Source organism: Fundidesulfovibrio sp. (assembly GCF_058402725.1).
In genome coordinates this window covers 2,172-14,631 of sequence record NZ_JBZVFJ010000025.1, presented here as the reverse complement: position 1 = coordinate 14,631, position 12,460 = coordinate 2,172, and the positions used below count along the sequence as shown (strand labels likewise).

Annotated in this window: 13 protein-coding genes; 7 read left to right on the top strand and 6 right to left on the bottom strand. The window is 70.4% G+C overall.

The window, feature by feature from the left end; translation table 11 throughout:
* Positions 1–16: 16 nt before the first annotated feature.
* The 4 genes from ACV4UX_RS05345 to ACV4UX_RS05330 form a co-directional block, all read right to left on the bottom strand.
* On the bottom strand, positions 17–2,086 hold the full coding sequence (locus ACV4UX_RS05345) for a sensor domain-containing diguanylate cyclase (protein ID WP_491592288.1): 2,070 nt from the start codon (positions 2,084–2,086) through the stop codon (positions 17–19).
* Entirely contained in the window at positions 2,083–2,691 is a 609-nt protein-coding gene (locus ACV4UX_RS05340; RefSeq protein WP_491592287.1) for a biliverdin-producing heme oxygenase, read from the bottom strand. Before ACV4UX_RS05340 ends, ACV4UX_RS05345 begins: the two co-directional genes overlap by 4 nt.
* Position 2,692: 1 nt before the next feature.
* Positions 2,693–3,655: an EAL domain-containing protein gene (locus tag ACV4UX_RS05335; RefSeq protein ID WP_491592286.1), complete on the bottom strand. Its 963-nt coding sequence runs from the start codon at positions 3,653–3,655 to the stop codon at positions 2,693–2,695.
* 394 nt (positions 3,656–4,049) lie between these two features.
* Positions 4,050–4,724 (bottom strand): TIGR04211 family SH3 domain-containing protein, encoded by a 675-nt coding sequence (locus tag ACV4UX_RS05330; RefSeq protein WP_491592285.1) that lies wholly within the window; start codon positions 4,722–4,724, stop codon positions 4,050–4,052.
* Between the two features lie 151 nt (positions 4,725–4,875).
* Here ACV4UX_RS05330 and ACV4UX_RS05325 point away from each other — a divergent pair, with 151 nt between their 5' ends.
* The gene (locus ACV4UX_RS05325) at positions 4,876–5,085 is read left to right on the top strand and encodes a hypothetical protein (RefSeq protein ID WP_491592284.1); all 210 of its coding nucleotides are present in this window, start codon (positions 4,876–4,878) and stop codon (positions 5,083–5,085) included.
* 97 nt (positions 5,086–5,182) lie between these two features.
* On the opposite strand, the gene ACV4UX_RS05320 is transcribed toward ACV4UX_RS05325, so the two are convergent.
* Complete coding sequence (locus ACV4UX_RS05320; RefSeq protein WP_491592283.1) at positions 5,183–5,704, bottom strand: peroxiredoxin; 522 nt, start codon at positions 5,702–5,704, stop codon at positions 5,183–5,185.
* A 105-nt stretch (positions 5,705–5,809) separates the two neighbouring features.
* Here ACV4UX_RS05320 and ACV4UX_RS05315 point away from each other — a divergent pair, with 105 nt between their 5' ends.
* Positions 5,810–6,634 carry a hypothetical protein gene (locus ACV4UX_RS05315; RefSeq protein WP_491592282.1) on the top strand — a complete coding sequence of 275 codons (825 nt, stop codon included), beginning with the start codon at positions 5,810–5,812 and terminating at the stop codon, positions 6,632–6,634.
* 4 nt (positions 6,635–6,638) lie between these two features.
* On the opposite strand, the gene ACV4UX_RS05310 is transcribed toward ACV4UX_RS05315, so the two are convergent.
* Positions 6,639–7,517, bottom strand: a complete 879-nt coding sequence (locus ACV4UX_RS05310) for a 1,4-dihydroxy-6-naphtoate synthase (protein ID WP_491592281.1) — start codon at positions 7,515–7,517, stop codon at positions 6,639–6,641.
* Here ACV4UX_RS05310 and ACV4UX_RS05305 point away from each other — a divergent pair.
* The 5 genes from ACV4UX_RS05305 to ACV4UX_RS05285 form a co-directional block, all read left to right on the top strand.
* Positions 7,516–8,214 (top strand): TetR/AcrR family transcriptional regulator, encoded by a 699-nt coding sequence (locus ACV4UX_RS05305; protein WP_491592280.1) that lies wholly within the window; start codon positions 7,516–7,518, stop codon positions 8,212–8,214. The genes ACV4UX_RS05310 and ACV4UX_RS05305 overlap by 2 nt on opposite strands.
* Positions 8,192–9,310, top strand: a complete 1,119-nt coding sequence (mqnE, locus tag ACV4UX_RS05300) for an aminofutalosine synthase MqnE (RefSeq protein ID WP_491592279.1) — start codon at positions 8,192–8,194, stop codon at positions 9,308–9,310. Before ACV4UX_RS05305 ends, mqnE begins: the two co-directional genes overlap by 23 nt.
* The gene (gene mqnC, locus ACV4UX_RS05295; RefSeq protein WP_491592278.1) at positions 9,303–10,394 is read left to right on the top strand and encodes a cyclic dehypoxanthinyl futalosine synthase; all 1,092 of its coding nucleotides are present in this window, start codon (positions 9,303–9,305) and stop codon (positions 10,392–10,394) included. Before mqnE ends, mqnC begins: the two co-directional genes overlap by 8 nt.
* A complete protein-coding gene (locus tag ACV4UX_RS05290; protein ID WP_491592277.1) occupies positions 10,391–11,278 on the top strand; it encodes a menaquinone biosynthetic enzyme MqnA/MqnD family protein in 888 nt (295 codons plus the stop codon). The genes mqnC and ACV4UX_RS05290 overlap by 4 nt, the downstream gene beginning before the upstream one ends.
* A 46-nt stretch (positions 11,279–11,324) precedes the next feature.
* The coding region (locus tag ACV4UX_RS05285) for an alginate export family protein (RefSeq protein ID WP_491592276.1) at positions 11,325–12,460 on the top strand (1,136 nt) is incomplete at its 3' end.

Here is a 12,460-nt window from a genome sequence, read left to right as displayed (position 1 = left end):
AAGATTCTGCAGGCCGCTAGAAGGCCACGCGGTTGCGGCCTCCGGCCTTGGCCTCGTAGAGCCTGGCGTCCACCTTCGCCACCAGGTCCAGGATGGCTTCGCCCTCGTGGCGCGCCACGCCGATGCTCACGGTGACGTGGCCGCCCAAGGCATCGAGGAGCATGTCCCCGATGGCCGCGCGGACGCGCTCGGCCACCACCACGGCGCTCTCCAGGGACGTCTCCGGCATGACCATCAGGAACTCCTCGCCGCCGTAGCGCCCGATCACGTCGGTTCCCCTGGCCTCCTGCAGGAGCCGCGAGGCCACCGCCTTGAGCACCAGGTCGCCGGTCTGGTGCCCGTGGCGGTCGTTGACGGACTTGAAATGGTCCACGTCCAGCATGGCAAGGGCCACCTTTCCGTCGTAACGCCTGCTCCGGCGCAGTTCCGTCTCGAGGGCGTCGAAGAGCGCCCGCCTGTTCAACACGCCCGTGAGGGCGTCGGTCCTGGAGATGGCCTCCAAAAGGGCGTTCTTTTCCTTGAGGGCCTTGCGGTTCCTGCGCACCAGGGATTCGGTGATGCGCAGGATGTGGGCGTTGAGGATCGGGACGAGGCTCCGCGCGGCGTGGATCTCGTGCTCGGCCCAGGGTCTGCTCACGCCGCGCACGGTCCGCCGGTAGGTTTCGAAGGAGGTCCGGGGATGGATCTTTCCGGTCTCGGGGTTGAGCGTGTACGGCTTGGACGGATCGCCGCCCCAGAGCTCCTCCACGGTCATCTCCGGCCGGAACCACAGGAACGCGATCCGGTCCGCCCCGGCGATGCTCAAGGCCAGGACGCCGGCCGCGGTCCGGTTCAGGCCCTCGTACTCGGGCAGCTCGCCGCCCAGCCGGTCGTGCGTGAACACCTCTCCCTCGCAGCGGGCGAAGACCCATCTGGCCAGCCGCTTCACCACGTCCGCGTCGGGGGTGCGGCCGTGCAGGGAGACGCCCCGCCTGCCCACCATGGCCATCCCTTGCGCGCCGACCAGCTCCAGCAGCCGCCCGGCGATGCGCGGCACGAGCTTCTCCAGCGCCGCCGCCCCCCTGATCCGCGCGTGCAGGCCCGCGAGCAGCGCCTCGGTCTTCAGGCGGTTCTCGTAGTCCCGGCGCGCCAGCAGCGCCGAGAGCGTCATGCTGAAGCACTGGGCCATGAGCGTCAATGCCCGCTGCACCTCGAAGCACAGGTGCTTGGGGCCGCTGTAGTGGTGGCAGGCGATGAGCCCCCACAACTCTCCCCGGACGATCACCGACAGCGACAGCGATGCGCTCACCCCCATGTTCCGGAGATACTCGATGTGGATGGGGGACACGGCTCGCAGGCGCGCGTGGGTCATGTCCAGGGGCGGTTGGTCCGGCGGTGTGGGGGGGGTGAGGGGCCGGGATTCGATGGTCACGTCCGGGATGAGCCGCAGCCAGTTCTTCAGGTAGAGCTTGCGGGCGGGCTCGGGGATGTCGGAGGCCGGATAGCGATGCCCCAGGAAAGGCAACAGTTCCGGGACCTTGACCTCGGCCACCACCTCGCCGCTGTAGTCCTTGTGGAACTGGTAGAGCATCACCCGGTCGACCCCGGTGAGCTCCCGGACGGTGCGGATGATCCGGTCGAAGAGGCTGTCGAAGTCCGTCGAGGAGGCCATGCCCTCCTGCAGGTCGCAGCAGCAGACCTGCAGCCAGGAGAGGCTGTGGGCCACGCCGAGGCCGGCGGGCTCGAGTTCGAGCGCCAGCAGCCCCCTCACCGTGTGCGCCGTGGCGGCGAGAGCGCCCGGCCCACCGCGCGCCGCATGCAGCTGGACCACGTCGCGTGGCCTGTCGCAGGCCGTCCTGGTCAGCTGTTCCAGGCGCAAGGCGTCTTCCTGCGCGAAGAACGCGGAGAGCGGCTCTCCCGGCATCTCGCCGGGATCGACGCCCAGGAGCCCCCGCGCGTCCCCCGCCGCCTGCGCCACGCGCAGCGAGACCTCGTCGATCGCCAGCAGGACCCCGTGCCCCTGCACCTGTCCCGGCACGTGCACCGGTTCCCTGTCGCAGCTGCGCAAAGGAAGGCTTTCGACCCCTTCGTCGGCGGAGGCCGTCACCCGGCACACTCCCGCAGCCAGCCTTCCAGGGCCAGGAAGCACCCTCTCGCCGCGTCCGCCGCTTCGGCCACCCCCTCGCGGTCCAGGGAATCTTCCAGCAGTTGCCTGAAGCCGCTCCAGTACGCAGCGACCTCCATGCCGCCGCTCGAAAAATAGGCGCAGCCGTTGGAGGCGTCCAGCCCCAGGCTCTGCCCCACGCGGGACGCAATGACCTTCCCCCCCAGGCGCGATCCCTCCAGCACGTAGAGCTGGGCCAGGGCCAGGGCGGGAGACGTCGGCGACGGGATGTTCCGGCAGCGCGGCAAGGCCTCCCGGGCGGCCTCGTCGAGGCCCAGGCGGCGAAGGTCCTCTTCCAGCAGGGCCAGACGGGACCATCGCCTGCCCCGCAGGTGCGCCACCAGCCCCGGGCCGCCCCGGCCCTCGCGCGAGAAGGCGTCCAGGCCCTGCTCCAGCGGGACCAGGAAACCATGGAGCGCGCGGAGCGCGAAGACGTATTCCTCCAGGCTCGCCCGGCCCTCGGCCACCGCGGCCATGGGCGGGAGCGTCTCCAGGCGGACGTGGAGGGGCCAGACGGCGTCCCGGATGGTCAGGTGGCTCGGGTGCACTTCATGCTCCTGTGGCGCGCGACGCGTCCCGGCTGCCGCCGGGTGAAGGTTTTCCGAAGAGATAGCCCTGCGCGAGGTCGGCTCCGTTACGGCGGAACCACTGGTGTTCGCCCTCGGTCTCCACGCCCTCGGCAATGGTGAGCATACCCAGGTCCCTGGCCATGTCCAGGATGGTGGAGGCCACCCGGGCCTTGTAGGGGTCTTCGTGCACGCCGCGCGCGATTTCCATGTCGATCTTGATGTAGTCCGGCCGCAGGCGATGGAGCAGGCTCAGCGAGGAGTATCCCGCGCCCAGGTCGTCCAGGGCCACGCGGAAGCCCTTGGCGCGGTAGAATTCCACCACCTTGACCAGGTGCCCCATGTCCTTCACCTCGTCGCTCTCCACCACCTCGAACACGATGGCCTCGTGGCTGACGCCCGCCTCGCTGACGGCCTGAAGAGTGGTCTGCAGGCAGTATTCCGGCGTGTAGATGGAGGTGGGGTTGAAGTTGATGAAAAGCTTCCCCTCCAGCCCGGCCCGGCTGGCCGACTCGATGGCGCAGATGCGCGCGGCGCGGTCCAGGTAGAAGAGCAGGTCTCCCCGGCGGGCCACGTCGAACATCCGGCCCGGGGAGACGGGCGCGCCGTCGGCCTCGAACCCGCGCAGCAGGCATTCGTGGCCATGCACCTGGCCGGGGGCCTCGCAGGACACGATGGGCTGGAAGTGGCTCGTGATCCTGCCCGCCTTGAGCACTTCCACCAGCCACTGCCCCTGGAACCTGGCCAGCAGCGTCGCCAGGGACTGCATCTGCACCAGCTCCTGGATGCTGGGGGTCGCGCCCGGCTCGACGATCAGCGAGCGGGTGTCGCGCTGCTCCGCCTCGCCCAGGCCGCACAGGAAGCCGCCGCACAGCGCAGGAAGCGCTCCGGCTTCGAGCACGATGGCGAACACGCCCTGATAGGGCTCGCTGAAGCTGGCGCCCATGGATTCCAGAAAATGCCGCAGATTCCTCGCCACCGGGTCGATGGGAGGCACGAGGTACAGGGTCCCTTCCGCTGGCATTTCACCGGGAAGGACCTCGCAACGACCACACGCCGCCATGACACACCCTCCGTCCTTTGATGCCCTTGTCCGACCGGATCTGAAGGCTACAGGCAACAGGTTAACGATTATCGCCTAATTCTATTAGATACTTTGCTCATCGGCTCAAGTCAAACGACAAGCTGCAGAACCGTGCATTTCGGGTGGTTTTCGCGTGGTCCAAAGCGGGGGCTCCGCGTGGGGAAAGGCGGCTCGGCCCTCGAAACGGAAGCGCCCGGCGCGGGGCCGGGCGGAAAAGGTCTGGATGCGTTCCGGATGCGGGCCGCAGCCCGCGTCATTACAAGTACATGCGGTTGGCCTTCTTGCGGGCCGAGCGGCCCAGCAGGTAGCCGAACAGCCACCCCGCGAGCAGCACGCCCGCCCCGGCCAGGAACCATTTCACGTCGGAGAGGTCGCGCAGGGACTCGTTTTCACGGCGCAGGCGCTCCATCTCCTGCCGGGCCGTGTCGAAGGCGGCCTTGAGATCGGCGTGGCTCTTGGTCATTTCGGCCACGTTGGCGTTGGCCTTGGAGAGGGCCTCGAACTCGGCCTTGACCCGCGCATGCTCCGCCTGGAGCGTCGTGAGGGTCTGACGGAGGTTCTTGTTGTCCTCCTCGTACTTGCCGATGATGGCCTCCACCTTGCCGGCCTTCTCGATCAGGTCCGAGTTGCGGGACTTGAATTCGTCGAACTGCACGCGCACGGGCGTGTCGGTGGAGAGGTAACGCTTGAGCACCCAGCCTTCCTTGCCGGTGTCCGTGCGCACGTAGTACCACTCGCCCTCTTCCTTGAGTTTCTCCACGCGCGACCCGCTCTTGAGCATCTGCACGATCTTGTTCTCGAGCGTGGGGCCGGTGCGCACCGTGATTTCCTGCACGTCGGCCACGAAGAGCTGCTGGGCCAGGGCCGGCTGCGGGGCCGCGAGAAGGCAGGCCAGCGCCGCCGCGAGAAGCATCGTTCGGATAGGATTCATGAATTCTCTGCCTAGAGGAATCGGCGGATCACACCGGGAGACCGCCGCAAGCGTCATCACCGGACAGCCTAACCAAAGAGCCCCGCCCTTTCAAGACCTTACTGCGGATCCTGTTGCAACAGGCCTCCGGGTGCGGTAGAGGAGAGAAACCATGGAAAACCACGACGCCGCGCACTACCTGGCCCTCATCGACAAGGCCCAAAGCTACCACGATCTGGTGATCCTGCGTTCGCGTTTTTTCGGCCTGCTGGAACGCACCCTCACCCAGGAGGAGTACCTGGCCGTGAAAGACCGCTGGAACGCCAAGGCCAAGGACGAAACCCTCCCCGTGGCCCCGCCCAAGGCCCCCTCGGCCGACTAGGGCCGAGTCCTCTTTCCCCGCCCCTGCGGCGGCGAATCCTGCGGAGCGCCTGGGCGTCCCCGCCCCGGCCCGCCGCTTCGGCGTCTTCCCGAGGGGTTCAGCCCCGGACGAGTTCCTCCAGCTTTTCCAGCACCTGGGCGGCGTGCCCCTTGCTGGCGGCCTTGGCCCAGCGCGCGGCCACCTTGAGGTCCGGCCCCACCAGCACCGTGGAGCGGATGGTCCCCTCGCAGGTCTTGCCGCACTGGGTCTTCAGGCCCCAGGAGCCCAGGGCCTTGAGGGTCTGCGTGGAGGGATCGGAAAGAAGGCCCACTCCCAGTTCCTTCTTGGAGATGAAGGCGTGGTGCGCCTTGAGCGAATCGCGCGAGACCCCGAGCACCCTGGCCCCCAGGGCCTCGAAGCGGTCCGCCAGGGCCGTGAACTCCTGGGCCTCGACGGTGCAGCCGCTGGTCTGGTCCTTGGGGTAGGCGTAGAGCACGGTCCAGCGGCCCGCCAGGGATTCCAGGCTCACGGTCTCCTCGCCGCCGCCGGGCAGGGCGGCCGTGAGGGTGAAGGCGGGCGCGGGCTCGCCGGGCGCGGGGCCGGCGGCGGGGGATGGCGTTCCGGTCTGCTTGTCGGCCATGGTCTTGCTCCTTCAGGGCGCTGCCAGGCCCTTTTCTTGCGTCGGTTCAGGGATTATAGGGGACTTGGACGCCGCTTTCCACACCCTTCGGGCAGGAGATTCGCCGTGCACGTCTGGGATCGCCATTTCCTGCGCTACGCGGGCGCGCAGCCGCCCGACGAGATGTTCCGGGCGCAGCGCGCGGCCGAAGGGGCCACCATTCCCGCCAACATCGACGAAAAACCGGCCGGGCACCCGGACCGCCCCAGCGTCATGGACGCCCGGTTCCGCAGCTCCCTGGCCGACAGCCTGCCCGAGACGGACAACCCCTCCAAAATCCTGGCCGGGCTGTCCGAGGCCAAGCCGCCCTGGGCGCCCGGCGAGGCGCCCTGGGACGTGCCCGACAGCCCGGACAACCCCAGCGCCATCCTGGGCTTCATGTCCCAGTCCCAGGGGGGAGCCTCCCCGGGCGGGGCCGGGCCGCCCGACGCGGACCTGCCTTCCAGCATCCTGGCCAGCCTCGCCCAGGCCGCGCCACCCGTGGAGGTCGCCGGGCCGCCCGACGCGGACCTGCCTTCCAGCATCCTGGCCAGCCTGACCCAGGCCGCACCGCCCGTGGAAATCCCCCAGCCGCCCGAAGCGGATCTGCCGTCGAGCATCCTGGCCGGCCTGACCCAGGCAGCGCCCCCCGTGGAGGTCGCCAGGCCGCCCGACGCGGATCTGCCTTCAAGCGTCCTGGCCAGCCTGACCCAGGCCGCACCGCCCGTGGAAATCCCCCAGCCGCCCGAAGCGGACCTGCCGTCGAGCATCCTGGCCAGCCTCGCCCAGGCGCGCCCGGCGGAGGCGTCCCCCGCGCCGATCGCCGCCGATCTGCCCTCCAACATGCTGGCCAGCCTCGCCCAGGCGGCGCCGGAGGCCTCCTCGGGGCGCATCGTGGAAGAGACGGCCTGAGCCGCTACCAGAACAGCCCGTCCTCCGGGCCGGTCCCGGCGGCCTCGAAGGCCCGCCCGGCCAGCAGCTCGATGGCCCGGCGGCCCTCCTCGCCCACGTCCATGCTGAAGTCGGTGACGAACGTCTCGATGTGCCGGGCCGTCACCTCGGGCGAAAGCTCCTGGGCGTTGGCCGCGATCCATTCCCTGCTGTCGTCGGGGTGCTCGTGCGCGTGGCGCAGGCTCGCGCGGATGGCCCCGGCAACGGACTGGGCCACCTCGGGGCCCAGGTCCCGGCGCACGGCGATAGCCCCCAGCGGCAGGGGCAGGCCGAAGCGGCCCTCCCACCAGGCCCCCAGATCCTCCACGAGGCGCAGGCCGAAGCCGGGATAGGTGAAGCGCCCCTCGTGGATCACCACCCCCGCGTCCACCTCGCAGGCGGCCAGGGCGGGCATGATCTCGTCGTAGCGCAGCTCCACCACGCTGCCCTCCACGCCCATCAGCCGCGCCAGGAGCGCCGCCGTGGTGCGCCGCCCGGGCACGGCCAGGCTCTTGAAGCGCCTTCTGGGGTTGCGCGCCCTGTGCGTGAGCAGAAGCGGCCCCACACCGCGCCCCAGCGCCCCGCCGCAGGAAAGCAGGCGGTAGTGCGGGGCGGCCTCGGCCACGGCGGCCAGCGAAATCTTCACCACGTCCAGCTCGCCCCGGGAGGCGCGGGCGTTCAATTCCTCCACGTCGGCCAAAAGCGGGGGCTCGAACGCCGGACCGTCCGTGACGCCGTGGACCAGGGCGTGGAAGATGAACGTGTCGTTGGGGCAGGGCGAAATGCCGAGGCTCAGCCCGCCTTGACGGACCGCCCCACCGGGGGTATCGATGACCACCCGGTCACCGGGTTCGGTTCGCACCATGGAAACCACCTCCACGTTTCAGAACATCCCCACGGACAAACAGCTCCGGGTCCTCACCGAGGCCAGGGCCGAGTTCGCCGAGCGCGGCTTCCTGGGGGCCAGCATGAACCGTCTGGCCGCGCGCCTGGGCATCGCCAAGGGGTCTCTCTTCAAGTATTTCGGCAGCAAGGAAGGGCTCTTCGCCAAGGTCTTCGACCAGGCCGTGGACCGCTTCTCCGAGGGCCTGCGCCAGGCCCGCGACGAAACCGCCGGGCTGCCCCTGGCCCAGCGCCTGGAGCGCATCCTGGACGAGGGCACGCGCCTTGTCCGCCAACATCCGGACATCTACCGCATCTACCTCAAGATGCTCAACCACGAAGATTTCCCCCTCCGGGAGCGCTTCCTCAGCAAGGTGCGCGCCCTCTCGGCCCGCTTCCTGACACCCGTGGTGCTTCAGGCGCGCGACCGGGGCGAGCTGCCCCCTGACCTGGACCCCGACCTGGCCGTCTTCGTGCTCGACGCCGTGCTGGACCGCTTCGTGCTGGCCCAGGCAGAGCCCTGGATGGCCTCGGGCCTCGCGCTCTCCCTGGAAGACCCCGCGGCCGCGCGCCGCACGGCCCGCAAGCTGGCCGCCCTGCTGGCGGGCATGCTCCGGGCCCACGCCCCCAACCCCTCCCCCCCAGAAGGAACACTCCTTGGAAACGATCCCCTTCGCTGACCTGGGCCTCGCCGCCGCGCGAGACAAGGTCCTGGCGGGCGAACGCCTCTCGCTGGACGAGGGCCTGGCCCTCCTGGAGTGCCCGGACCCCCACGCCATCCAGGCCCTGGCCTGGGCCGCGCGCGCGCGCCGTCACGGGGACAGGGCGCACTACGTGGTGAACCGCCACGTGAACCCCACCAACATCTGCGTGAACCGCTGCCGCTTCTGCGCCTACCGCCGCGACGAGGGCCAGAAGGGGGCCTACGTGCTCACCCCCGACGAGGCCATGGCCAAGCTGGCCGACGCAGGCCCCCTGGACGAGGTGCACATCGTGGGCGGCTGCCACCCGAGCCTGGGGCTCGACTACTACCTGGACCTGGCCCGCAGGGTGCGCGCAGCCTACCCGGCAGCCTCCATCAAGGCCCTCACGGCCGTGGAGGTGGAGCACCTGGCCAGGCTCTCGGGCCGCGAGGTTTCCCGGGTGCTCGCGGCCCTGCGCGAGGCGGGCGTGGACATGCTCCCGGGCGGCGGGGCCGAGATCTTCGCAGACGCGGCCAGACGCACCCTCTGCCCGGAGAAACTCTCGGGCGCTGGCTGGCTCCAGGTGATGGCCCAGGCCCACGAGGCCGGGCTTCGCTCCAACGCCACCATGCTCTTCGGCCACGTGGAGACGCCCCGCGAGCGCCTGGAACACCTGGACGCCCTGCGCCGCCAGCAGGACGCCACGGGCGGCTTCGTCTGCTTCATCCCCCTGCCCTACCTGCCCGGCAACAACCCCCTGGGGGCCGAGGCGCAAGGCCCCCAGGCCATGGACGTGCTGCGCACCGTGGCCGTCTCGCGCCTCATGCTGGACAACTTCCCGCACATCAAGGCCTACTGGGTGATGCTCGGGCTCAAGCTGGCCCAGCTGTGCCTCTCCTGGGGCGCGGACGACCTCGACGGCACCGTGGTGGAGGAGAAGATCGGCCACGAGGCGGGCAGCGATTCCTCCCAGGCCCTGACCACCGCCCAGTTGGAGGAGGCCATCCGGGCCTCCGGCTTCACCCCCGTGCGCCGCGACGGCCTGTTCCGCGCCGCGCCCGAAAGCGCCCGCAAGGAGGCCCGCCATGGCTGACGCCCAAGACCTCCGCGCCCTCACCCCCAAGGCCCTGCGCGCCGCCGCTGCGGGTGAGCGCCTGGACGCCTCCCAGGCCCTGGCCCTGGCCCTGCACGCCGATCTGTCCGACCTGGGCTCCCTGGCCTGGCGCATGCGCCAGCGCCTGCACCCGGGGCGCTTCGTGACCTACGTGGTGGACCGCAACGTGAACTCCACCAACATCTGCGAGTGCGGCTGCCGCTTCTGCGCCTTCTTCAAGGCCCCCAACCAGGCCGGGGGCTACGCCCTCACCCGGGAGGAGCTCTCGGCCAAGATCGAGGAGACCCTGGCCCTGGGCGGACGCCAGATCCTCCTGCAGGGCGGGCACAACCCGGAAATGGGCCTGGAATACTACGAGGCCCTGCTCGCCTACGTGCGCGAACGCCATCCCCTGGTCCACGTGCACGGCTTCTCCCCCCCGGAGATCGTCTACTTCTCGAAGCTCGCGGGCGTGGCCCCGTCCGAGACCGTGCGACGGCTGCGCGCGGCGGGGCTGGCCTCCATCCCCGGCGGCGGGGCCGAGATCCTCTCGGACCGCGTGCGCGCGCTGGTGGCCCCGGCCAAGTGCTCCAGCGCCGAGTGGCTGGACGTGATGCGCCAGGCCCACCTCCAGGGGCTGCGCACCACGGCCACCATGATGTTCGGCCATGTGGAGACCTGGGAGGAGCGCATCGGGCACCTCACGGCCCTGCGCGACCTCCAGGACGAGACCCGGGGCTTCACGGCCTTCATCCCCTGGGGCTTCCAGCCCGACAACACGGCCCTGGGCGGGCGCAAGTGCTCGCCCCAGGAATACCTGCGGGTGCTGGCCGTCTCGCGCCTGACCCTGGACAACTTCGCCAACGTCCAGGCCTCCTGGGTGACCATGGGCCGCGAGATCGCCCAGGCGTCCCTGTGGTACGGGGCCAACGACTTCGGCTCCACCATGATCGAGGAGAACGTGGTGGCCGCCGCAGGGGTGCGCTTCCGCATGGACGAGCCGGGCCTGCGCCGGGCCGTGGAGGGCGCGGGCTTCGCCCCCAGGCGGCGCTCCATGGATTACACCCTCCTGGAGCCCTTGTGAGGGCCGCCAGCGCCCCGGGCATCCGGCCCGTGCGCCTGGGGCGCATCAGCTACCTGAACGTGCTGCCCATCTACCACCCCCTGGAGGCCGGATGGGTGTCCCACGGCTTCGAGGTGGTCAGCGGCCCGCCCGCGAAGCTCAACGACCTCATCCGCGCCGGGGAGCTGGACCTCTCGGCCTGCTCCTCCATCGAGTACGCGCGCAACCCCGAACACTACGTCCTGCTGCCGGACCTGGCCATCGGCAGCTTCGGCCCGGTGAAGAGCGTGCTCCTGGTGAGCCGCGTGCCCCTGGCGCGCCTGGCCGGGGAGTCGGTGCTGGTCACGGCGGAATCCCACACGTCGGCGACGCTTCTGCGCATCGTGCTGGAGCGGGTCTATGGCGTGCGCCCGGCCTACCGCGACTGCCGGGGCCCCGTGCGCCAGGCCATGGCCCTGGGCGCGGAAGAGCCCGCCGCGCTGGCCATCGGGGACGAGGCCCTGGCCCTGCGCGGCGACCCGCGCTTCCCCTACCAGCTGGACCTGGGCGAGGTCTGGCGCGACTGGACCGGCCTGCCCTTCGTCTTCGGCGTCTGGGTGGCCCGCCGCGAGGCCGTGGCCGAGCGCCCGGAGGAGCTGGCCGCCGCCGCGCGGCTCCTGGTGGAGTCCAAACGCGCGGGCGTGGCGGCCATCGAGGAGATGGCTTCCCTGGCCAGCCTGATCTACCCCAAACTCACCCGCGCAGAGATAAGGCGCTACTTCGGCCGCCTGGTCTACGACCTGGGCGAACTGGAACAGCAGGGCCTTTCCCGCTTCTTCCAGTGCCTGGCCGAGCACGGCTTCATCGAGTCGCCGCCGCCCCTGGACATCCTGGGCCGACAGCGGGGGATTGATTCGCAGGGCTAACGAACGTACACCGGGCCTCCAGTACGCCGAAGGGGGTCCCAGGATCATGCATCGCCTCGCCGCGCGCCTCGCGCTCGCCGTCCTCATCGCCTTGTCCGCCGTGAACGCCCGCGCCGCCACCGAAGTGGTCATGACCGGCGACGCGCGCATCCACGGCACCTACTGGTCCAAGACCTACTTCACCGGCTGGAACGGGGCCGCCACCCGCACCACCGACCCCTTCACCGTCTGGCAGCGCTTCCGCCTGCGCACGGACTTCATCGCCAACGAGGCCCTCAAGTTCCGCCTGGGCGTGCGCGTGAACAACACCGCCTGGGGCAACGGCACCTACACCGTGGACAATCCGGCCGTGTCCATCGACGTCTACCAGGCCTACCTCCAGTTCTACTGGCCCGGCTCCGACGCGGAATTCTCCATCGGCCAGCAGGACGTGAACCTGCCCGTCTCCGGCGATCTCTTTTCGGCCAACCCGGTGCTGGGCGGCATCCGCGCCCCCATGGCCGCCGTGACCGTCCCCCTGCTGGACGGACGCCTGGGCGTGACGGCCGCCTACCTGCGCTTCCTCGACACCAACCGCGACATGGACCCCACCACCACCCAGGTCCCCGATGAGCTCGACGCCTGGACGCTCGCCCTGCCCGCCACCCTGCCGGGCTTCACGGCCACGCCCTGGGGCATGCTGGCCCTGGCCGGGAGGAACGCGGGCTACGCCGCCGTGGGAACCGGCGGGGCCGGAGCCAACCAGACCCTGGCCAGCAACCTCTTCTCGGCCGGGCAGGCCCTGCCCCCGGCCGGGCAGCGCGAGGCCCAGACCCCCTACTTCTGGGCGGGCGCGGCCTTCGCCCTCACGGCCCTGGACCCGTTCAAGTTCTACGCCGACGCGGTCTGGGGCGAGGGCGGCGCGGCCGACCGGGGCAAGAACCGCCGCCGGGGCTACTTCGTGGACGCCGCCGTGGAGTACGCGGGATTCGACGCCCTCACCCCCCGCCTGGCCTTCTGGGTCGGCTCCGGCGAGAACGGCTCCACCCGCGACGGCTCCGAGCGCATGCCCGTGATCACCAGCGCCTGGGGACCGGGCAACTCCCTGCTCTTCGACTGCACCCAGGAGTTCAGCCGGGGCTACCTGGGCGTGGACTACCTGGGCTCCTGGGGCCTGGTGGCCACCCTGGACGACGTTTCCTT

Excerpts from the sequence above, each read along its gene's own strand:
- ACV4UX_RS05310 (WP_491592281.1), bottom strand. The coding sequence starts at position 7,517 with ATGGTGCGAACCGAACCCGGTGACCGGGTGGTCATCGATACCCCCGGT.
- ACV4UX_RS05330 (WP_491592285.1), bottom strand. The coding sequence starts at position 4,724 with ATGAATCCTATCCGAACGATGCTTCTCGCGGCGGCGCTGGCCTGCCTT.
- ACV4UX_RS05305 (WP_491592280.1), top strand. The coding sequence starts at position 7,516 with ATGGAAACCACCTCCACGTTTCAGAACATCCCCACGGACAAACAGCTC.
- mqnC (WP_491592278.1), top strand. The coding sequence starts at position 9,303 with ATGGCTGACGCCCAAGACCTCCGCGCCCTCACCCCCAAGGCCCTGCGC.
- ACV4UX_RS05325 (WP_491592284.1), top strand. The coding sequence starts at position 4,876 with ATGGAAAACCACGACGCCGCGCACTACCTGGCCCTCATCGACAAGGCC.
- ACV4UX_RS05335 (WP_491592286.1), bottom strand. The coding sequence starts at position 3,655 with ATGGGCGCCAGCTTCAGCGAGCCCTATCAGGGCGTGTTCGCCATCGTG.
- ACV4UX_RS05320 (WP_491592283.1), bottom strand. The coding sequence starts at position 5,704 with ATGGCCGACAAGCAGACCGGAACGCCATCCCCCGCCGCCGGCCCCGCG.